The following is a 21460-nucleotide window of genomic DNA, read 5'->3' on the forward strand; positions in this document are numbered from 1 at the left end:
AGGCGATCGGCTCAATGGGCCGGATGTGCGGATGGGGGATGCTGGCCCTGAGCGTCCATATGGACCATGCCGTCGAACAGGGACAGCAGGGCGCGGCGCGGGGCGGGCATGGCGGACTCGGCCTGCACGACCTTGCTGGCCAGGCTGCGCGCGGCCGATGCAGACAGGCCAGCCATTGCCAGCATCTTGGGGTCCTTGAGTCCATCGCCGCCACAGACGGCCACCAGCCATTGGCCCTGCGCGTCGCGCCGCAGCAGGGCCCGGCCACCGCGATCGCCTTGTATCCATCCGGCGACCGCATGGCCGCCTTCGATGGAAATGGGCGCTACCTCCAGCCTGGCCTCGGGCTTGTCCCAGGTGGCCATCATGACGCTGCGGATGGTCGCCGCATCAGCCGATCCGGCCGTGGCGCGGGGCGTCGCGCCCGAGGCCGCCGCCATGGCGGGCAGGCCCAGGACCAGGGCCATCGACAGGGCGATGCTGCTCAAAGAAAGATGTCTCATGCGTGCTCCTTGTGCGGGCTGTGCGGGCGGGGGATCAGAAGCTGGCCGCCACGCCGATCTGTGCCGAGCGGCCGGGCATGGGGTAGCCGGGGCGATAGGCGTAGTTGCGGTCGAACAGGTTCTCCACGGCCAGGAAAACCTCTCCCTTGCTGCCCAGGGCAGGCACCGGATAGGCCACTCGCAGGTTGGCCACGGCAAAGCCGGCCACGCGCTCGGTGTTGGCGGCATCGGCGCCCCGCGCGCGGCTCAGCGCCCAGACTGCCGACTGGTACTGCGCATCGAAGGCGACCCGCACCGGGCCGGCCTTGCCATTGACGCCCAGCGTCAGCGCGCGGCGCGGGCTGTAGGGCAGGTTGTCCATGCTGGGGTCCAGCAGCGTCAGGCCGGCAAAGCCCGACCAGCCGCCGCCCAGCGCCTGGCGCAGCGACAGCTCCATGCCGCGCATGGTGTAGCCGCCCAGGTTGATGAACTGCGGCGGGGGCGGGACATTGGGCGGAAAGCCGAAGACATAGCGGTTCTTGACCTTGTCGTGGAAGATGCTGGCGTCAAGCTGTGTGGCCTGCGACAGCGTCCACTTGAAGCCCAGTTCGGCGTGGTCCATCTCCTCGGCGGACAGCTGCTGCCACGTGGAGCCCAGGGCCGGAATCAGCGATGCCAGCAGCGGTGTCTCCAGTCCGGGGTAGTTGATGCCGCGCGACAGGTTGGCGTAGACGGTGAACTGCTCCGAGGCCAGCGACAGGCCCGCATGGGGGGCCGCCTTGGAGCTGAACTGGCTGTGGTCGTACATGCGCAGGCCGGCAGACGGCACCAGGCTCCATGTCGCCGACAGCGGGATCTCCTGGCTGAGTCCCGCATAGGGAGAGGTGATCCTGAAGGTGGGCGCCTGGAAAAATCCCTGCGTCGCTGGTGCGACGCGGTTGAAAGCGGCATCGCCCGAAATGCGGTCATGGTCCAGGCCTGCAGTGACGGTGGCCCCCTTCCAGGGCGAGAACTGTTCCTTCCAGCGCAGGCCGCTCATGCGGAACTTGTTGATGCTGTCGCCGTCCGGCGCGGGCTGGTCCAGCCAGTCGCCCCGGCCATGGTTGCTGTACAGCTTGAGCTCGCCCCGCCAGTCACCATGCACGTGGGACACGGAGCTGCTGAACATGCTCGCCTTGGTGTTGTACTGGGGGGCTTGCGCCGCAGCGGCAAGCCGTGCATCGCCAGGGTCCCTGGCCTTGTTGTCCACCTGCAGGAAGCTGGCCGCCACCGACCAGCTCGCATCCAGCCTGTAGCCAATGCGCCCCATGAGGTTGCTGAGCCGGCCATCCGCATTGGCGCGGTGGCCGTCGGAGCGTGCAAAGCCCTGGGCCAGGCTCCAATCCAGATTGCCGCTTCTGCCCAGCAGACTGGCCTGTTCGGTGAGGGTGCCGTAGGAGCCCGCCGAGATCCTGGCATCCCCGTGCACGCCGTCCTCGGTGGCGCGGCGCGTGAGCAAGTCGATGGAGGCGAAGTTGTTGCCATTGACCTGGGGCTGCGGGCTCTTGTAGACCGTGATGGACTGCATGCCGTTGACGGGCAGCAGGTCCAGCAGGGGATGGCTCCACAGTCCCATGTAGAACGGCACGCCGTCCACATAGGTCTTGATCTCGCTGCCGGGTCGGCTCACACCCATGCCGCGGATATAGACGGCGCCGCCCTGATCGCCGCCAAAGGCACCCACGGGGTTGTAGCGCGAGATCTGGACACCGGGCGTGCGGCGCAGGGCCGAGGCCAGGTCCACCGCGTTCTGGTCGCGCAATTGGTCCTGGGTGATCACGGCCGAGTTGGAGGAAAACGCATCCAGCTCCATCTCTTCCACCACGGGGCGGGCATTGACGGTGACGGGGGCCATCTGAGGCTCCTGGGCATGCGCGCCGGCAGCCAGTGTGAGAAGGGCCGAGGCGATGGAGGACCTGTGGAAAACGGCCGGAATGCAGGTGAAGCGTTGGGCAGGCATGGGTGTGCACGCAGTCCGTCTGAACTGCGCAAATCATTGTTGGACGATCCAGGGCAGGCCATTGCCCGTGCGCCGCACCGCCGGCCTGGTCACAGGCGGGCGCATTGGGGGCTTGGGGCAGGCCAGGAAATGACCTCGCAACTGGCGTGGCGCAAGGCCTTGCCATGGTGTCGCGGCCAAGGCAGCCGCGCTATCGATGCGAGGGAATCAGGCCTGTGCGGGAGGCCCGCGGGGCGGAAGCGGCGCGCCGACCAGGGCTGCGATATGGGCCGCTGCAAACGGATGCAGGGCTGCCGCCAGAGGATGGGGTTGTGCCACCGCCAGGCTGACGGGAGGCAGAGGCAATGCAGGGGCCAGGCACATCGAGCAATCGAGCGTGTGCTGACCTGGCGCCTGGGCCTGGCCCTCGTCGTCAAGAACCACCATGGTGATGGCTCCGCCGCTGGAGCAGATGAACTCCATGGTCTTGGGGTTCACGAAGGGCGAAGCGCCCGCAACACCCAGCGTCAGCAGGAACCACGCCAGGGCGAGGCGCTTCCAGAATGACGATGTGCGAAGGGTGTGCATAGCCCGCGATTATGGCGGCGATATCGGACCGACAGCAACCTTCTTGCGCAATGGCGGATGCAGATCCGGCCCGGTTGATCTTGGTCAAGGCGCTGCCGCCGCTTGAAGGCGGCGGATGGCAAGGCAGTTTTGCAGGGAACTCACAACAGCTTGCCAGGCAGTTGCCTCGCTCAACAGGCGATGGCCCCCCATAATGCGTACGCATGCAAACCTTGCGCAACTGCCTGATGCTGCCCCGCCTTGCTTTGGCGTGGTTCATGCTGGCATTGGCGATGGCCGTGGCGTCGCCCATCGTGCACCCGCGCTCCCTGGAAGTGGTTTGCACGGGCAATGGCAGCATGCAGGTGGTCGTTCTGGATGACGAAGGACAGGCGAGTGCCGGCACGCACCACTCGCTCGACTGTCCTTTGTGCCTGGTGGTCACGCCTGCCTTGCTTCATCCTTCGCCGGAGTTTGAACAGCCGCAGCCGTTGGGATTGGCGGTGCAGCCCGTGGAGTCTGCGCGCATTGCTGCGCTGGTGGGGGCACCGCTTCCGCCCAGAGGTCCCCCGGCGCGCGTGTAAGCCTTGTGCGGCGGGCCCCGATGCCTGCCTCACCTTCGCCGCCGGGCCTTGTGGGGCACGGCAGGTCTCACTTGCACGCAAATCGCTCATGACCCGTTCCATTGGCCCCGCGATGCCCGAAGGCATCGTTCACACTTCTTCGTCCACCTTTTTGCAACGTTCTCGCCAGACCCGGGCCGTGGTGTTGCTCCCCATGGCGTTCGCTTGCTCGGCAAGCTGGGGACAGGCCTCCACAACCCTGGACACCGTCACCGTGCGCTCATCCGGCGACAGCGCCCTGGAGCGCCCGCTGGCCACCGGCAGCCGACTGGATCTCAGCGCACGCGATACGCCCGCCAGTGTCGAAGTGATCACGCGCGAGCAACTGCAGGCCAGGGGCGACACTTCGCTGGTCGATGCAATCACCCGCTCCACGGGTATCACCAGCCTGGGGCATCCGGGCAACAGCGGCAGTTCGCTGTCGGCACGGGGCTTCACCGACACCACATCGGTCATGCGCTTGTATGACGGCACTCGCCAATATGGCGGTGTGGGCGTGAGTTTTCCCTTCGACACCTGGTCCGTAGACCGCATCGAAGTGCTGCGTGGACCGGCTTCCGTGATCTATGGCGATGGCGCCATTGGCGGGGTCATCAATGTGATTCCCAAGAAGCCCACGCGCAGTCCGATACGCAACGAGGTCCAGGCCACGGTGGGCACCGACGGAAAACGCGGCCTGGCCTTTGGCAGCGGCGGCGCAATCAATGAGCACTGGTCCTACCGTCTGGATGCCAGTGGCGACCGCTCCGACGGATGGGTTGACCGGGGTGATTCCAGCAGCCGCACCCTCTCCGCAGCCTTGCGATGGGATCCGGTGCAGGACTTCAGCGTGCAACTGTCCCACGCACTGGGCAGGCAAAAGCCCATGCGCTACTTCGGCACGCCGTTGATCAATGGAGTTCAGGATCCGGCGGTGCGCGAACGCAACTACAACGTGGCCGACAGCCGCATCCAGTACAAGGACCGCTGGACCGAACTGGCGGCGCAATGGACGCTCTCCAGCAACGTGATCGTGCGCAGCAAGCTCTATCACATAGCCAGCGACCGCTACTGGCGCAACGCCGAGACCTACCTGTACAACGCCTCCACCGGCCTGATCGACCGATCCGGAAACACCGAGATCGCCCATGACCAGACGCAGACCGGCAACACCACGGATGCGACCTTCAGCGGCAGTCTCTTCGGCCGCAAGAACCAAGTGTCCCTGGGCTTCGATGTCAACCACGCGGCATTCCGGCATTCCAACAACACCTATGCGGGCAGCTCCGGTCCGGTGGACCCCTACAACCCCGATCCCGGTCAATACACCAGCTCCATTCCCTTCATTCCCCGCTATCGCAACAAGGCCGAGCAATATGCGCTGTTCGCCGAGGACCGCCTGGAGATGACGGACCGCTGGTCATTGGTGGCAGGTGCGCGGTTTGACCATGCAAATCTCTCGCGCCAGGACCTGGTGGCTGGTACGCAGGCCTTCAAGCGCAGCTACTCCAATGCGGGGTGGCGCTTGGGATCGGTCTACCAACTCCACCCCGGCCTGTCACTGTATGCCCAGGCATCCAAGGCGGCGGATCCGGTGAGCGGCCTGCTGATGCTGTCTGCAGCCAACGCCGCTTTCGACGTGTCCACAGGGCGGCAGTTCGAAATCGGCCTCAAGCAATCGTTCTGGGAAGGCAAGGGCGACTGGACGCTGGCGATGTACTCCATCACCAAGAACAATCTGCTCACGCGTGACCCTGCCAACCCCGCGCTGCGCATCCAGGTGGGGCAGCGGTCATCCAAAGGCATGGAGAGCACCCTGTCGATGCAGGTCGCCAAGACGGTCCGGCTGGATGCCAACTTGGCCTTGCTCAAGGCGCGGTACGACGACTTCAGCGAGTCGGTTGGCGGCGTCACCGTGTCCCGCAATGGCAACGTGCCCACCGACGTGCCTGAACGTGTCGCCAATGTCTGGGTGGGCTGGAACCTCGCTTCGAACTGGACACTGTCAGGAGGGCTGCGCCATGTCGGCAAACGCTATGCCGACAACGCCAATACCTTGAAGCTGGGGGCGTACACCACCTTCGATATGGCACTGCAATGGAAGGCCACTGCAGATACCACGCTGACGCTGCGCGGGTTCAACGTTCTGGACAAGCACTATTTCTCCACGGCCTACTACACCACGACGCAGTGGCTGGTGGGCGAGGGGCGGCGCGCGGAGATCACGTTGCATCACCGCTTCTGAAGGCGTAGCTGGCGAAAAGGTCGGTCTCCTTGAATGCCGCACAGGACTTCAGGAGCCGGCCGGTTGCGACGCTTCCAGCTCCATCAACGCATCTCCCGCAGCCACAGCCTTTCCAGCTTGGCAATGCGCGGCAGCAATCCTGCCTGCCTGACTGGCTACCACCTGGAACTCCATCTTCATCGCTGGCCGATGGACGACGTCCTAAGCTGGATGTACCTGAAGCCCGAGACCAGCGCGGGCTCTTGGACTTCTTTGGATCTATTGGGATTTCTTGGGATGCCAGGATGGCCCCCGGAGGGGCTCGAATTGATCGATTGTTTCTAGGGAAAAATCTACGGATAAATCAGTTTAGAAAAAAAGTACCAACATAAATACCAACAAAAATGAAAGCAGCTTTCCTGTCTGTCTGCTGGCTGTACCTGGCCGTTGTGCTGGTCCTCTACATTCGCAAGATCGTGGGCCGGTCTATGAAGGCAGCGCTGGGCAGAGAGCTGGCGCTCGAGGCCTTGTTGATGGCGGTCTGGTGACGCAAACCTCGGCCGCACTTCTTGCCCTCTTGGGGCCAGGGCGGCCCTTGTGAAAGCGACGTCTTTAAGCGCCTCTGAGTCGCCCGTAACCTTGAGTGGAGCATGAGCCGGCGCGACAGCTGCAGGGGCAATGCCGTTGCCTAGCCATTCTTCAATAACATGAAAAAAGTGCGCATCCAAGCACCTTGACTTGAGGTTGTAGCCTTTCTAGCAGAGCGAGGGCAGTCCAGGCAGCGATGACAGGCAGTCAGAACCTAAGTGAGCTTCCCGCTGCTCCCATTCGCGGTTTCTGCAAGTGCCAGGCACGCAGCCTTCAAGCGAACTCCCAGGAGGCCTAAAGAGGCTGCGTCCTGGTTACTCCAGTGGGCCATCACAATCGCACCTTCCGTCAAGCAGGAGATCAGCGTGGCTGTCGTGTGCGCTTCGGCCTCCGTCAAGTTCGGGTTGATTCTGCGCAGGATCGGGGCCAAAGCCTGGATGTATTCCGCGTAGATTTGCTTGAGCCAGTCCGCAACGATGGGACGGTGGCGGCCCATCGCCCACACTTCGAAGTAGAGGTTTCGCACGTTGACGTCGCGAACAAATGTCCAGGCGTCGTCGAGGAAAACTTTCAGGTCATCTGTTGGGGACTCGTACTGGCCTTCCGCCAACTGCCTGGAGTACCGCATGAATTCCTCGGTCGAGGAAGTGATCGTTGCAAGAATGAGCGATTCCAGATCGCCGAAATGATGCTGAACGGTGTTGAGCCGAACGCCTGCTGCTGAAGCCACTTTGCGCAACGAGAAATCTGCATAGCCTTGTGCCAGGACCTCTTTCGACGCCTTCAGGATATCCGCACGCCTACGTTCTGACTGTACGGCTCGCACGCCCGGCGCGCCTGTTTCGGAGGCAGCGGACGGGGCGTTTTCGTTTTTGGGTTTTGTCATGGCATGGATTGAAGTCTGTCGGATCTCTGGTGATTATGGAGACGCTTCGATAGCGCCCACCTCCTGTCTGATTTAAGGTTTCAAGCCCCGCATGGTCTGCATGCGGGGCTTGAAACGAGCGCTTTTTGCCGAGCAGAGTTGGCTTCAGTTTGTGCTCGTGGCGAACCCCGCCGACACGCCTGGCAAGCGGGGCGTCAAGAAGCGTGCAAGTGATGTTTGTCCTGTGTCAGAGCTTGAGGTGGTCGCCCAGTTCGCTGTAGTTGACCTGCCAGAGGCCGGGCGATCCGATAGGGTACTGCGAGCGGAACCCGAGCAGGCGCTGGACGCGCGGCGACAACTGCCGAACGATGTCCATGCTGACCAGGAAGGGGTAGGCCTCTTCGCCGGTGAGAAAGCCTGGGTTGAAGGCGAAGGCAACGCCTCGGCGGTACTGGTCGGTGGTCAGGTTGGCGCCACCGCCATGGGCGGTTTTGCCGCTGAACAGGAGGACATCTCCTGCATTCATTTCGGCCGGGATGGTCTGCTCCGGCGTACCGCGATCTTCGAAATTTTCCCAGTGGTTGCTGCCGGGGATGACGCGGGTGGCGCCGTTCTTCTCTGTGTAGTCGGTGAAGGCGATCATGAAATTCATGGCGGCCTCGGGGCCCTTGGGGCCCATGCCGATGAACGGATACCAGTTCTCGAGGTCGCGGTGCAGCATCTGGGCCTTGTTGCCAGGGCCGATCTCGATCACCTGCGCGGTGGTCATCCAGTACGAGCCCGATTCCTCGAGGAAGATCGCATCGAGCAGGTTGTGCACCAGGTCGCGGTCGAGGATTTCCTCGCGGAAGGTCTTGCTGTGCGTGACCAGATTTGTCAGGCGCTTGGTGTTTGCGCCGTGAAACTCGGCAATCAACTCGATTTCGTGCGTCGATCCCGGCGCGAGGGCGTCCATCGGTCCCTGGATCTCGGCATTGAAGCTGTCGATCTGTGACTGGGTAAGGAAGTTCTTGATGATGACGCCGCCGTCTTCCTTGAGGATCCGGAGGATCTCGGCGATGGGCGTCGAGGTCGTGGCGGTGCGCAATGCGCTGATTGTCGGGGTCATGAAGCGTCTCCTTTGTGCCGGCTGGTATTGATTAATTTGATTGGTCATATGACCAATCTTCTGAAATGATGGGATACATCGCACCGCGCTGTCAAGGGTGGCCACACCCCTCTTGAGGCATGTGGTGGACCTGCTCCGGTGCCGGGCACAACGGACGTCCCACCCATCAGCGGGAAGGGCCGCCGCGTCTTCCTTGTCGGCACGTTTTCTCCAACGGCCGAGGCGGCTCGGATCGATGGAGACGCCCGTTTGCACGTCAGCTTCGCCTCGCATGAAATTGTCAGCAAGGGTTTCCCTGACCTGTGTTCGTTACAGCTTCTCGAGAGAGAAAAACGGTGATTTCACCTTGACCGTGCTTGGACAGGCAGGCCTGCGAGGAGCCACCTGTCGATCCATTTTTTCTTGCCGTGGGTGATCCGGGTCGATCCCCGCGCTGTTCTCGATGGGATCTCCCTGACCCGGGAAAAGCTTGGGCGCGCGCCGTCTCATCCACCTACTTTTCCGCAGCGGCACCAGCATGAATCTGGACGCCCACGCTCCCTGCCGTTCGCTTGTGGGGGGTAGTTTCACTAACCGCATTTCCCCTATGTTGTTTATGTGGTCATGTGACCAATAATTTATTCACTTTGCTTGCGTAGATGCGCCGAAGAGAGCGTGAGTGGACGCGCAGATGGCGCGTTCGATGACTGAGACCTCCGTACAACCACACATCACAGGAGTAGTTCACGTGACCCCAGCAACACGATTCGTGGTGGCTGCGATTGGCGCCTTGGCAGCGGCGGGCGCTCCAGCCGCCGAGAGCCAGGACTGGCCGCTGCTCGGCCGCAATGCGGACATGCAGCACAACAGCCCCTTGCAAGCGATCAACGACAAGAACGTGGCGAACCTTGGCCTAGCCTGGTCGGCCGAGATGCCGACGAAGGACGGCATGGTCGGCAATCCGCTGGTGGTCGATGGGGTCGTCTATCAGAGCGCACCTCGCACGCAGGTGTTCGCGAACGACCTGAAGACGGGCAAGCTGCTCTGGAAGTTCGAAGCCCCAGTCAAGATGCCTGACGAAACGGGTGTTCCGCGTTGGGCATACAACGTGAACCGGGGCGTCGCGGTTAGCGGCGACCATGTCTTCTACGCCTCGGCGGACTGCAGGCTTTATGCGATCAACCGCAAGTCGGGCGCGCTCGCCTGGTCGGTGGAGGCCTGCGACGCCTCTCAGGAGACGGGCTGGTATGCCATGACCATGGCGCCGCGCATAGGCGGTGGCATGGTTTTCGTCGGCAACGCTTGCGGCGACAGCGGCATCGGCCGCGGCCACGTCGATGCTTTCGACGAGAAAACGGGCAAGCCGGTCTGGCGCTTCTACACCGTGCCGGACGATCCGGCGAAGGGCAAGCAGAAGACGCCCGAGCTCGAAAGGGCCGTGAAGACCTGGGGGAAGGACTGGCACTCCAAAACCAACGGCTGCGGCAGCGTCTGGGACGGCATGACCTACGACGCCAAGCTCCATCAGCTCTACATCGCCGTCGATGGCCCGGCGCCCTGGATCCCCACGCTGCGGGGCAAGGGGGCGGGCGACGAGCTCTACACGAACTCGGTCGTCGCGCTCGACGCGAGCACCGGCAAATACCTCTGGCACTACAAGCAAACGCCGAACGACGGCTGGAACTATTCGCCCAATGCCCCTTTGATGCTGGCCGAACTGCCCATCGGTGGCAGTTCGCGGCGCGTGGTGATGACGGCCCCGAAGAACGGCTTCTTCTATGTGCTTGATGCGAAGACGGGCAAGTTCATCTCGGCCAACAACATCGTCCCGGTCAACTGGGCAAGCGGCATCGATCCCAAGACCGGGCGCCCGATCTTCAAGGCCGAGGCACGCTACTGGGAAAAGAAGGATGGCAAGGCCGTGATCATTCCTTCGACGTCAGGGGCTCACAACTGGCATGCGATGGCCTACAACGAGCAGACCGGACTGGTCTATCTCGGCGCTGCCGTGGTGCCATCCCTGGCGGAAATGAAGCCGGACATGATCGGAGGTCTGGTCACGCACGATTATTTCGGCTACGAGGCCGCGAATGCGAAATACCGTCCTTATGGCGAGCTGATTGCCTGGGATCCTGTTGCCCAGAAGGCCCGTTGGCGGGTTCGGCGCGACATCCCGTACAGCGGCGGCACGCTGACCACGGCGGGCAATCTGGTGTTCCAAGGAACGGGCGACGGCAAGTTCGAGGCCTTTGCGGCAGACACCGGAAAGCGTCTGTGGTCGTTCGACACGGGAGGTGTGGGCATGGCAGCGCCCACGACTGTCTCGCAAGATGGCGAACAGATTGTCCTCATGCCGATCGGTAACGGCGGCGCGGCGTCCATCGGACAGATCCTGACGCGCGTCGCATCGACTGCACAAACCCGTGCATCGCCTTCCCGCCTTCTGGCATTCAAGCTGGGAGGGACCGCGACGCTTGTCAAGGCTGAACCCCAAGTGGTTCCCGAACCTCCTCTTCCGCGGCCTGCGAACAAGGCGCAAATCCACGCCGGGGCGATTCTGTGGGAGGGCAAGGGGTGCGTGTACTGCCACGGCCATGAAGCTGGCAGTGCCAACGGCAACGTGAAAGACCTGAGATTCAGTTCGGCTGAAACGCACGGACTGTTCGCCGGCATCGTCATCGGCGGCCTGCGCAAAGAGCAGGGCATGCCGGTATTCCAGGACATCACGATCGAAGAGGTCAACGCGTTGCATGCGTATGTGCTCGACCGTGCCTGGGCCGGGTACCTCGATGCCGGCAAGTCGAAGCCCTGAACCGCACAGATCGAGGAGGCGATCCATGATGACGGTACGCGAACGATTCCCCAAGCTTTTTGCCGCTGCGTTGCTCTGGCTGGCATGTGCGGGTTATGTGTTTTTTGGAGGTATGCCCGCCTTTGTCGTCCAGATGGCCGCGGACTGGCACTACACGGCGACGCAACAGGGCGTGATCGCCATGGCCGAGGTGGTCGGCAATGCCATCGGCTCCCTGCTGCTCGTCTACGTGATCCACAGCCGAACGGCGCGCTTCACCTTGGCCTGCGGCTTGCTGATGCAGCTTGCGGGCAATGCGGCGATGTATGGCGACCCCGCGTTCTGGCTCGCCTGCTGCGAGCGGGTATTCGCAGGCATTGGCGGCGGCATCGTCTTCGGCACGGCCATTCGCTACGTGTCGTTGAACCCGCGCGCCGACACCTTGCTGCCGCTGATGGTGGTTTGCCAGTATCTCGGCATGACCTTGTTGACCTCGGTCATCGTGCCGGGGCTGGGTTCGATCGGCGCTTCACTCATCTACTGCGCGGCGACGGCGGGCGTCTCTTTGTTCGTGCTGTTCTTCTTCATGGATGGATGCAGGGTGGTCGGGGAGTCGCCAGATGGCGAGCTTCCCGCAGTGAACGCCGGCGCCGCGTGGCTGGTGCTTGCATCCATCTTTCTGGTGTCGGCCTGCGCCGGCCTGGCATGGACCTTTCTGGAAGCCGTGGGCCTTGCTTCGGGTCTTGCGCTAGACCAGGTTCACAAAGCCATTGGCGCGTCTGCCGTGCCTACCGTACTGGTCTGCCTGTGCATGCCGGCACTGCTTCGTCGCGGCTGGGCCTTGTCGTCAGGGACGGTACTTCTGAGCGTCTGCGCGGCGGGTGCGCTGCTGCTGGCCACACCTTTGACCCCATGGACGTTTGCCGTCGGTGCAACGGCGTTCACCGGCGCCTGGATGGCTAGCGGGGTGGCGCAGTACGCAATGCTGCCGGGGTTCGACCCTGTGGGCCGGCATATCGCGCTGATCCCTGCCTGCGTCGGCATCGGTTCTGCGGTCGGATCGCTGGTGGGAGGAGGGCTGATCGACTCCTCTTCCGCCTTCGGTGTGGCGTACGACATCTCCGCGATCTTCGCCGTGCTGGCCATCGTCTCGATGCTGGCGGCCCACCGGTGGGGCGCACAACGAAGTGTCATTGGCGAGGCCCCGCTTCGCGATTCAACGAACTGACGCAACAGCGCAGCCCTGCGTTTCATCCCTGCTCGAAAGGACCCTCAGCATGAACCCCATGAACTGTCACCGCGCGGTTGCCATTGCCGCGGCCATGTCGATGTCGTTTGCCTACGCGGACGATGCCGGCAAGTTGGGCACAACCCTGTCGCCCTCGGGCGCTGAAAAAAGCGCCTCTGCCGACGGTGCTGTGCCGGTCTGGTCTCAGCCGGAGCCTCAGGGGGCAGGCTGGACATTCGGCAAGCGGCGCATCGAATTCTTCAAATACAAAGACGACAAGCCCTTGTATGCCATTGATGCGGGCAACGTTGACAAGTACGCCGACAAGCTGGCGCCGGGCCAGGTCGAACTGATCAAGTCCACAAAGGGCTTCCGCATGGACGTGTACCCCAGCCGAAGGACCTGTGGCACGCCGGACTTTGTGGCGGAGAACACCAGGAAGAACGTCGGCTTCGCCAGGATGGCGAGCGACGGGGTTTCCTTGGAAGAGGCCCATGTTCCGGGATTCCCTTTTCCGATGCCGGGCAATGGCGCGGAGGCCATGTGGAATATGAAGCTGCGCTACCGCGGGCTGGCGTCGGGCATGCGCAATTCCCAGACCATCGTCTCTCCACGCAAGGGCAGCGACGAATGGATCAAGGCGGCAAACGACATCACGGTGTTCGTCCCCTGGGGCGTCAAAGGCAGCACGCTGTTTTCGAAGGTGGACCGCATGGAGGCGGCGGTCTACTTCGCCTACAACGCACCGGCGGCGCTTGCCGGGCAGGCCGCGGTGGTGACCACCATCGCAGGCAAGCCCCAGGAGGCGCACTACTACTTCCCCGGCCAGCGCCGCGTGCGGCGCATGCCCACCTATTCCTATGACTCGCCCCAGATCGGCATGGACAACCAGGTCACGGTCGACGAGTCGTACGTATACAGCGGACCGATGGACCGCTTCGACTGGAAGCTCGTCGGCAAGAAGGAACTGATCGTCCCCTACAACGCCCTGGGCATCTTCGACTTCACGGCCAAGGCGGACGACGTGCTGCTGCGCGATGCGCCTGCGCCGGCCGTTCGTCGCTATGAGACACATCGCGTCTGGATCGTGGAGGCCACCGTCAAGCAAGGTGTGCGCCATCTGGCACCCAAGCGCACGTTCTACCTCGACGAGGACAGCTGGGCGCCATTGCTGGCGGTGGACCAGGATGCGCAGGGCAAGGTCTGGAAGGTGCGCGAGGGCTACGCGATGCCTGTCTACGAGACAGGCACATGCGACGTCGCGGCGTACTCCCAATACAACCTGGCGGACCAGCGCTACTTCCTGGACTACACCTCGCTTGGGGCAGGCAGTGACATCCAGTACTACACCGAGGCTGCGGGCAACCCGCGCCTGAAGCGCGACTTCTACACCTCGGACAACCTCCGTGCCATCAGCGAACGCTGAGCAGGCGACAACACGCCGCGCAACGAGGAGAACTGCGATGCATCACAACTGGAGACTGGCGGCTCTGGTGGGCCTGATGGCCGCCGGTACCGGCCACAGGGCCTACGCTATCAATTTCGAGACCGAAGGTCTGAGGGGGTCTTTCGATTCTTCCATTTCACTGGGCACGGGAGTGCGCGCCCAGTCGTCGGCCTGTGGATTGGTCGTTGCCGGGGCCACGGGCAACGGCGCGCCTTCGGGCTGCCTCTCGCCCACATCCGGGATCGGCGATCAAGGCAACCTGAACTATGGCAGGGGCGATGCCTTCACCACCTACCTTAAAGGCAGCCACGAACTGCTGTTGAAGTTCCCGGAGGATGTCACGGTGATGGCGCGGGCCAACTGGGTGCGTGATTTCTCCGCGACACATACGACAGGCGTGCTCAGCGCGACCACGCCGCCCGGCATGGGTGGCCTCACCGGCAGTGCAAGCGAGGATCTGCGTTTCAAGGCCCGCTTGCTGGATCTCTGGGTGAGCAAGTCCTTTGCCATCGGCGAGCGGCAGGCGCGCGTCCGTGTCGGCAACCAGGTAATCAACTGGGGAGAGAGTCTCTTTTTCCCTGGTGGTATCAACGCCACCAACGCTTTGGACTACATGCGCCTGGCACAGCCTGGCGTGCAGTTGAAGGAAGCCGTGCTGCCGGCGCCCATGGCCAGCTTCGCGACTGGATTGGGGCACGGGCTTAATCTGGAAACCTATGCGCAATTCGGCTGGAACAAGAGCTATCTCCCTCCGGTGGGGAGCTACTGGTCTTCGACGAATTCCCTGGGCAAGGGGATGGAAGACTTCGGATACGCAGGCAGCAAGGCTCGCAATGGTGGCCAATGGGGGGCGTCGCTGCGCTGGCAGCCGCCGGGGTCGGAGCTAAACCTGGGTCTCTATGCCCTGAACTACCACGACAAACTGCCCGCGCTGAAGATTGATCAAGCGACCTTCGCACCGTCCTGGGTGTATCCGGAGAACCGCAGGCTGTACGGCATCAGCGCGAATTTCCCCGTGGGCGATTGGGCCGTGGGCACCGAGCTGTCGTATCGGCCCCGGGATGCCGTGGCCCTGAGCCCCTTGGCTGGCTGCGCTGACCGTGACGGCCGCTGCTGGGTGGATGAGAAGCGCTTTCAGTGGCATCTGACCGGGGTCTATGCCTTCTCGCCCGCCAATACGCCGGATTTTCTGAAGCTGATCCGCGCCCAGGCGGCGAACCTGATGGTCGAGACCGTCGTGGTGCACTACCCCGGCATGCGGCGATCCTATGGCGGGGATCCCGTGTCCGCCGGCTATTGGGGATGGGGCCAGGAAACCGATCCCACGGCGGCGCCGCTCACCGGCGGAACGCGTACCTCGGCGGGTATCGCGCTCGACTTTAGCGTGACTTACGACGGAACCCTCATCCCAGGCTGGCAGGTCATCCCGGAGATCTACTACTCGCGGGCACTGACGGGCCGCACGCCGAACGCGTCGGCGATGTTCATGAAGGGGGCCCAACAGATGAACCTGATCGTGACGTTCATCCAAAACCCCGCGAAATGGCAGTTCGCCGTCAACTATGCACGCTTCTGGGGCGGCTCCTCGCCTTTCGATCAGCCCTTGCGCGACCGCGCCTTCGTCGGCGCCGTGCTGACTCGAAATTTCTGATGGGGAGCCGAACGTGACTTTTGCCGAGCGAAATTCCAAACGCGGCCTGCTGAAGCGTTTGGAAAGCTGGTTGTTTCAGCGGCGCGTAGCGGTGCTGGGTGTGCTTGCCTTGCTGACGGTAGGCATGGGCTGGTTCGCCAGCCAGCTGCGGATGGATGCGGGCTTCGAAAAGCAATTGCCGATCGGGCACGAGTATGTGCGGACGTTCAACGACTACCGCAACGACCTGCTCGGCGCCAACCGACTGATCATCGCGGTCAAGGTCCGCAAGGGGAACATATGGAGCCCGGCGGCACTGCAGCGCCTGTATGACGTGACGCAGGCGGTGACGTTCATGCCCTACGTCGAGCGCGCTAGCGTGCAGTCCCTGTGGACGCCAAACGCCTTTGTCAACGAGATCACGGAAGAGGGCTTCCGCGCCGACCCCCTGGTGCCAGGGGACGTGACGCCCGACCGGCTGGACGAGCCAACCATCCAGGCCATCGCGCGTTCGACGGCCCAGGGGGGCTTCGTGGGAACCCTGGTCTCACGCGACCAGTCCAGTGCCATGGTGACGGCCGATCTGTCCGAAGTCGATGCCCAGGGCCGGCACATGGACTATGTCGAATTCAACCATGAGCTCGAGCGCGTCTTGCGTGCGAAATTTGAAGACGACGCCTTCGAGATCCAGATCATCGGCTTTGCCAAACAGATCGGCGACATTGCCGACGGTGCCTCTGCGGTTCTGCTGTTCTGCGGTGTGGCGCTGCTGCTCACTGCACTGGCGGTGTATGGCTACTGCCGCTCATGGCGGCTGACCCTGCTGCCCATCGTCTGTTCGCTCTCCTCGCTGGTATGGCAGTTCGGGGCCCTGCGGATTCTGGGCTATGGCCTCGATCCCCTGGGTGTGCTCGTCCCTTTCCTGGTGTTCGCGATCGGGGTGTCGCACGGCGTGCAGCAGATCAACCACATCGTGCGTGAAGTGGCCCATGGCAAGAGCTGCGACGAAGCAGCCCGCTCGGCCTTCACGGGTTTGTTGATCCCCGGGACGCTGGCCCTGGTGACGGCCTTTGTCACCTTCATCACGCTGCTGATGATCCCGATCCCCATGGTTCGCGAGCTGGCCATCACCGCTGCGCTGGGCGTGGCATTCAAGATCGTGACCAACCTGGTGATGCTGCCCGTGGCAGCCTCGCTGATGCAGGTCGATCAGGCCTATGCGCTTCGCGTCGAGCAGTTGACGGTACGCCGGCAGCGTTGGTTGCGCCTGCTGGCGCAAGTAGCCGTTCCGCGCAATGCGGTCGTGGTGCTGGCCATTGCAGCTGTGGTGCTGGGGGCCGCAGTCTGGAACAGCCGCGACCGTGTCGTCGGTACGCTCGAAGCAGGCGCCCCCGAATTGCGTCCCGAGTCCCGGTTCAACCGCGATGCATTGGCGATCGCATCTGGATACGACCTGGGACTGGACTGGATGAGCGTGATTTTCGAGGCGCCTCCGCAGTCGTGCGACAACGTCGCTGTCGGCCAGTACCAGGACCGTTTCGTCTGGGCAATGCAAGGTGTGCCGGGCGTGCTGTCGATCAACTCATTCTCGTCGGCGCTGCGCCAGTACAACGAAGGCTACAACGAAGGCAACCCGAAGATGGGGGCGGTCCCCATCGACGGCGGCAACTACGCAGCGCTGGCCGTGGAGATCGCGCGCAGTCCAGGGCTCATGCGCAAGGACTGCAGCATGACGGCCGTGCATCTGTTCCTCTCGGACCACAAGGCCACCACCATCGAAGGCGTGGTTTCGGCGGTCAAGGCGTTCCGCCAGCGCGAACAGCTGCCAGGCGTCGCGATTCGCCTCGCGTCGGGCAACGCCGGCGTCCTGGCCGCAGTCAACGAGGAGATCGAACACAGCGAACTGCCCATGATGCTGTACGTCTACGCAGCCATCATCGGACTGATCCTGCTGGTCTACCGGGATGTGCGGGCCGTGCTGGTGTGCTGCCTGCCTTTGGCGATCAGTACCTTCATCGGCTACTGGTTCATGAAGGAGCTGCAGATCGGCCTGACCGTTGCCACGTTGCCTGTCATGGTGCTCGCGGTAGGGATTGGCGTGGACTACGCGTTCTACATCTACAACCGGCTGCAGCTGCACATGGCCAGCGGGCAAGGCATCGTCAAGGCGCTGGAGCATTCCATCCTTGAGGTCGGGGCAGCGACCATTTTTACGGCGATCACGCTGGCCATCGGCGTGGCGACGTGGAGCTTCTCGTCGCTGAAGTTCCAGTCGGACATGGGCAAGCTCCTGGCCTTCATGTTCATGGTGAACATGGTGATGGCCATGACGGTGCTGCCGGCATTCGCGGTATGGCTTGAGAGGGCGCTGCCGCGCCGGGGGCCGGTCCGGTCCGTGGGCCTGATGGCGCATTGAACGCGGGGATGACGATGACAAGACGTTTGTACAAGTGGGCGGCCTGGGGACTGGCAGGGGCCATTGCCTCCGCGGCCTGGGCAATGGACGAAGTCAAACCCGTACCGGCCATGACATCTGCCATCGCGACTCAGGCGGCCATCCTGGGCAGCACCTGGGCGGGAACACGGGCCGTGGCGGTCGGCGATCGCGGCGTTGTGCTGCTTTCGGACGATGGCGGCGCACGGTGGCGTCAGGCGCGGTCGGTGCCGGTCTCCTTCACGCTGACATCGGTGAGCTTTGCCGATGCGCAGCATGGGTGGGCCGTAGGGCACGGCGGGTCGGTGATCGTGACGCGCGATGGCGGAGAAACTTGGCGCGTTCAGCGGGTCGTCACGACGGAGGATCGGCCGCTGTTCTCCGTGCACTTCTTCGATGCGCATTCCGGCGTCGCGGTTGGGCTGTGGTCGCTGGTTCTGGTGACTTCCGATGGCGGTGAAACCTGGCAGGAGCGGCCATTGCAGCCTATGCCCGGCGCCAAGAAGGCCGACCTCAATCTGCTGGGCCTCTTTGCCGGCAGCGATGGCGCGCTCTTTGCCGCCGCAGAGCGCGGCCAGGTCCTGCGCAGCGACGACCGCGGTGCCACCTGGACATACCTTTCCACGGGCTACAACGGAAGCCTTTGGTGCGGTGCCATGTTGGCGGATGGTGCGCTGCTTGTCGGCGGGCAGCGCGGCACGCTGCTGCGCAGCGAGGACCACGGCCAGACCTGGAAGCCATTGCGGCTGGATACCAAGAGCTCAGTCACCGCAATCGCGGGCGCGTCGCAGGGCGTGACGCTGGTGGGGCTCGACGGACTCCTAGCGCGCAGCGGCGATGGCCGCGATTTCACGATCGAAACCAGGCCCGACGGGGTGGCGATCACCTCCGCGCTGGTGACGCCGCGCGATGGGGGCAGACAAGCGCTGCTGTTCACACGCCGAGGCGTGGTGCGCGGCGGCGGGCCGCCCTAATGCACTGGCGTCCATTGCCAGCCTGAGGCCTGGCCTTCGCCCATCTTCAATTTCATCCAAACAGGAGACAAACGTGATCACCCAACCTCAGGCCGCGCTCGTGAGCGGCCAGCATCTCGACTTTATTGTCGTGGGCGCCGGCATCTCGGGTCTTGGTGCGACTTACAACACGCACAAGCGATTTCCCGATCATTCATTCGCCGTACTCGAAGCCATGGACGGATTCGGGGGCACCTGGTGGACGCATCGCTACCCTGGCGCGCGTTCGGACAGCGATTGCTACACCTACGGCTACAGCTTCAAGCCCTGGGAAACGGGACGCGCCATCGGCACGGCCGACGAGATCCGCGCCTACTTAGGTGAGCTGATCGAAGAGAACCAGCTGACGCGCCACATCTACTACGGACACCGGATCACGGCAGCCCGGTGGTCGTCCCAGGACAAGTGCTGGACGCTGGAAGTCACTCGTATCCATTCGGGCGAAACGCTGACGCTGACGACGAGTTTTCTGTGGATGTGCTCGGGCTACTACGACCACACCAAGGGCTACACGCCCGAGTGGTCCGGCATGGGTGAATTCAAGGGGCAGTGGGTGCATCCGCAGCACTGGCCCCAGGATCTGGACTGCACGGGCAAGCAGGTGGTCGTCATCGGTTCAGGCGCCACGGCCGCTACCTTGATCCCGTCGTTGGCGGACACCGTTGCACACGTGACCATGTTGCAGCGCTCGCCCACGTTTTTCGCGGCAGATTCCCCTATCCATCCGCTGGAGACACAACTGCGCGAACTGGATGTGCGTCCCGACTGGGTGCACGAGATCATGCGGCGCGCATTCGTTGCCAAGGTGGACAGCGAAGTCCGCATGTCCTTCGAGCATCCCGAGGAAATGCGCGCGTGGATTCTTGAGCAGGCGCGAGCCCTCCTGCCTGAAGGCTTCGACGTGGACAAGCATTTCAACCCGAGCTATCGCCCATGGCAGCAACGCATCGCGCTGGTTCCTGACGGTGACCTGTTTGCGGCCATCCGCTGCGGCAAGGCTTCGGTAGTGACCGACGGTATCGAGCGCTTCGACGCCACGGGCATCCAGTTGACCAGTGGAGCGCATCTTGATGCCGACATCGTCGTCACCGCGACGGGCTTCAACATGCAGATGTTCGGAGGCGTGCCATTTTTCGTTGACGGCGAGGCGGTGGACTTCACCAAGCGTGTCAGCTATCGCGGCGTGATGATCGAAGGCATCCCCAACATGGCCTACGTCATGGGCTACTTCCGCTCAAGCTGGACGCTGCGCGCAGACCTGGTCACCGACCTGGTGTGCCGCATCGCCGAGCACATGCAGAGGGAGGGTCACAGCATGGTGGTTCCCACCGTGCCTACCGCGGACGCTGACATGCCGCGCCTGCCCTGGATCGATTCGGAGAACGTCAACTCGGGCTACATCATGCGTGCCCTGCACCTGCTGCCCCGCCAGGGCGATCGTCATCCCTGGAAGCAAGGCCTTGAGTACGAAGAGGAGCGTGTCTCGTTCCCCTCGGTGCGGCCTGACGAAGATGCCCTCACATACCGCTGATCGCTCGTGACGCCTGCGACCCCTTCATCGCTCCAAAAAAAGAAAGCCATTCCATGTCACTCGATCCCCATATCGCCGGCGCCATGAAGATGCTGGCCGAGGCTGGCGCGAAGCCGCTGCACGAAGGCACGCCCGAGGAGGGCAGGGCCTTCTATCTGGCGACGACGGCCGGCGCACTGACGCCCGAGCAAGTCGTCCCCGTGGCCCGTGTCCAGGACATCACCGTCGGTGGCGCTGTCGGGCCACTGAAGGCCCGCGTGTACCGCCCGGAAGGCGAGGGCCCGTTTCCGACCGTGGCCTATTTCCACGGCGGCGGATTCGTCATTGGCGACCTGGACACGCACGACAACATCTGCCGTGACATCTGCCGCGGCGCGAGTGCCGTGGTGGTGTCCGTGGACTACCGGCTGGCGCCCGAACATGCGTTTCCTGCAGGCATTGAAGACGCCGTCGCGGCCACGAAATGGATCGTGGCGCATGCGAGCGAGCTGGGCGGCGGCCGCATCGTCGGCGTCGCTGGCGACAGCGCGGGCGGCAACTTCTCGGCGGTCGTCGCCCAGCAACTGCGCGATGAAGGTATCCCGCTGGCAGCGCAGTTCCTCATCTACCCCGCTGTGGATCATGTGGCGGCGCAGTACCCCAGTGTCGCGGAGAACGGCGAGGGATATCTGCTCGATGTGGCCACCATCAATTGGTTCTATGACCACTACGCGGGCGACTATCCAGACCCGATGGATCCACGCCTGGCGCCGTTGCAGGCCAAGGACTTGAGCCGGCTGGCACCGGCGCTGGTGGTCACGGCGCAATTCGATCCATTGCGCGACTCGGGCGCTGCCTACGCGGCGGCCATGAACGCGGCCGGCAGCCCCGCAAAACATATGCCGGGTCCAGGAATGATCCATGGCTTCTTTGAAATGGGACCGTGGTCGCCTGGCGCGCAACAGCTGATGCAGCGAAGCATCCAGCAATTCGGGGCGATGTTGCATGAATGAA

At 63.3% G+C, this 21460-nt stretch carries 17 protein-coding genes; 11 read left to right on the top strand and 6 right to left on the bottom strand.

Going from position 1 to position 21460, the window contains the following annotated elements; genetic code table 11:
- Positions 1 to 11 precede the first annotated feature (11 nt).
- From ACF8O7_RS04390 to ACF8O7_RS04400, 3 genes are all read right to left on the bottom strand, one after another.
- The gene (locus tag ACF8O7_RS04390; protein ID WP_126312321.1) at positions 12 to 503 is read right to left on the bottom strand and encodes a copper uptake system-associated protein; all 492 of its coding nucleotides are present in this window, start codon (positions 501 to 503) and stop codon (positions 12 to 14) included.
- Between the two features lie 34 nt (positions 504 to 537).
- Complete coding sequence (locus ACF8O7_RS04395; RefSeq protein WP_275826210.1) at positions 538 to 2376, bottom strand: TonB-dependent receptor; 1839 nt, start codon at positions 2374 to 2376, stop codon at positions 538 to 540.
- A 312-nt stretch (positions 2377 to 2688) separates the two neighbouring features.
- Entirely contained in the window at positions 2689 to 3048 is a 360-nt protein-coding gene (locus ACF8O7_RS04400; RefSeq protein WP_016445422.1) for a hypothetical protein, read from the bottom strand.
- 203 nt (positions 3049 to 3251) lie between these two features.
- On the opposite strand from ACF8O7_RS04400, the gene ACF8O7_RS04405 reads away from it, so the two are divergent.
- Positions 3252 to 3611, top strand: coding sequence for a DUF2946 family protein (locus tag ACF8O7_RS04405; RefSeq protein ID WP_016452463.1), 360 nt, complete (start codon positions 3252 to 3254; stop codon positions 3609 to 3611).
- 88 nt (positions 3612 to 3699) lie between these two features.
- Positions 3700 to 5874 carry a TonB-dependent receptor gene (locus tag ACF8O7_RS04410; RefSeq protein ID WP_280047845.1) on the top strand — a complete coding sequence of 725 codons (2175 nt, stop codon included), beginning with the start codon at positions 3700 to 3702 and terminating at the stop codon, positions 5872 to 5874.
- Between the two features lie 48 nt (positions 5875 to 5922).
- Here the strand turns inward: ACF8O7_RS04410 and ACF8O7_RS04415 are convergent, their stop codons facing one another.
- Positions 5923 to 6054: a biotin/lipoyl-containing protein gene (locus ACF8O7_RS04415; protein ID WP_080650034.1), complete on the bottom strand. Its 132-nt coding sequence runs from the start codon at positions 6052 to 6054 to the stop codon at positions 5923 to 5925.
- 203 nt (positions 6055 to 6257) lie between these two features.
- Between ACF8O7_RS04415 and ACF8O7_RS04420 the strand changes: the two genes are divergently transcribed.
- Positions 6258 to 6401 carry a hypothetical protein gene (locus tag ACF8O7_RS04420; protein WP_193615983.1) on the top strand — a complete coding sequence of 48 codons (144 nt, stop codon included), beginning with the start codon at positions 6258 to 6260 and terminating at the stop codon, positions 6399 to 6401.
- Positions 6402 to 6655: 254 nt separating this feature from the next.
- Here ACF8O7_RS04420 and ACF8O7_RS04425 read toward each other — a convergent pair whose 3' ends face one another.
- The gene (locus ACF8O7_RS04425; RefSeq protein WP_080649903.1) at positions 6656 to 7327 is read right to left on the bottom strand and encodes a TetR/AcrR family transcriptional regulator; all 672 of its coding nucleotides are present in this window, start codon (positions 7325 to 7327) and stop codon (positions 6656 to 6658) included.
- Positions 7328 to 7553: 226 nt separating this feature from the next.
- A complete protein-coding gene (locus ACF8O7_RS04430) occupies positions 7554 to 8414 on the bottom strand; it encodes a phytanoyl-CoA dioxygenase family protein (RefSeq protein ID WP_016445427.1) in 861 nt (286 codons plus the stop codon).
- 727 nt (positions 8415 to 9141) lie between these two features.
- Here ACF8O7_RS04430 and ACF8O7_RS04435 point away from each other — a divergent pair.
- From ACF8O7_RS04435 to ACF8O7_RS04470, 8 genes are all read left to right on the top strand, one after another.
- Positions 9142 to 11205, top strand: a complete 2064-nt coding sequence (locus tag ACF8O7_RS04435) for a PQQ-binding-like beta-propeller repeat protein (RefSeq protein WP_016445428.1) — start codon at positions 9142 to 9144, stop codon at positions 11203 to 11205.
- Positions 11206 to 11230: 25 nt separating this feature from the next.
- Positions 11231 to 12412 carry an MFS transporter gene (locus ACF8O7_RS04440; protein ID WP_392442520.1) on the top strand — a complete coding sequence of 394 codons (1182 nt, stop codon included), beginning with the start codon at positions 11231 to 11233 and terminating at the stop codon, positions 12410 to 12412.
- A gap of 49 nt (positions 12413 to 12461) precedes the next feature.
- A complete protein-coding gene (locus ACF8O7_RS04445; protein ID WP_016445430.1) occupies positions 12462 to 13838 on the top strand; it encodes a DUF1329 domain-containing protein in 1377 nt (458 codons plus the stop codon).
- Between the two features lie 37 nt (positions 13839 to 13875).
- On the top strand, positions 13876 to 15510 hold the full coding sequence (locus ACF8O7_RS04450) for a DUF1302 domain-containing protein (protein WP_126312318.1): 1635 nt from the start codon (positions 13876 to 13878) through the stop codon (positions 15508 to 15510).
- Between the two features lie 13 nt (positions 15511 to 15523).
- Complete coding sequence (locus ACF8O7_RS04455) at positions 15524 to 17905, top strand: RND family transporter (RefSeq protein ID WP_016445432.1); 2382 nt, start codon at positions 15524 to 15526, stop codon at positions 17903 to 17905.
- Positions 17906 to 17988: 83 nt separating this feature from the next.
- Positions 17989 to 18897 (top strand): YCF48-related protein, encoded by a 909-nt coding sequence (locus ACF8O7_RS04460; protein ID WP_236884656.1) that lies wholly within the window; start codon positions 17989 to 17991, stop codon positions 18895 to 18897.
- A 73-nt stretch (positions 18898 to 18970) separates the two neighbouring features.
- Positions 18971 to 20467 carry an NAD(P)/FAD-dependent oxidoreductase gene (locus ACF8O7_RS04465; RefSeq protein WP_016445434.1) on the top strand — a complete coding sequence of 499 codons (1497 nt, stop codon included), beginning with the start codon at positions 18971 to 18973 and terminating at the stop codon, positions 20465 to 20467.
- A 53-nt stretch (positions 20468 to 20520) separates the two neighbouring features.
- Positions 20521 to 21459, top strand: a complete 939-nt coding sequence (locus ACF8O7_RS04470; RefSeq protein ID WP_016452454.1) for an alpha/beta hydrolase — start codon at positions 20521 to 20523, stop codon at positions 21457 to 21459.
- Position 21460: the final 1 nt, after the last annotated feature.

This window comes from Delftia sp. WSY_16, assembly GCF_043104415.1.
Classification (GTDB): domain Bacteria; phylum Pseudomonadota; class Gammaproteobacteria; order Burkholderiales; family Burkholderiaceae_C; genus Comamonas; species Comamonas tsuruhatensis.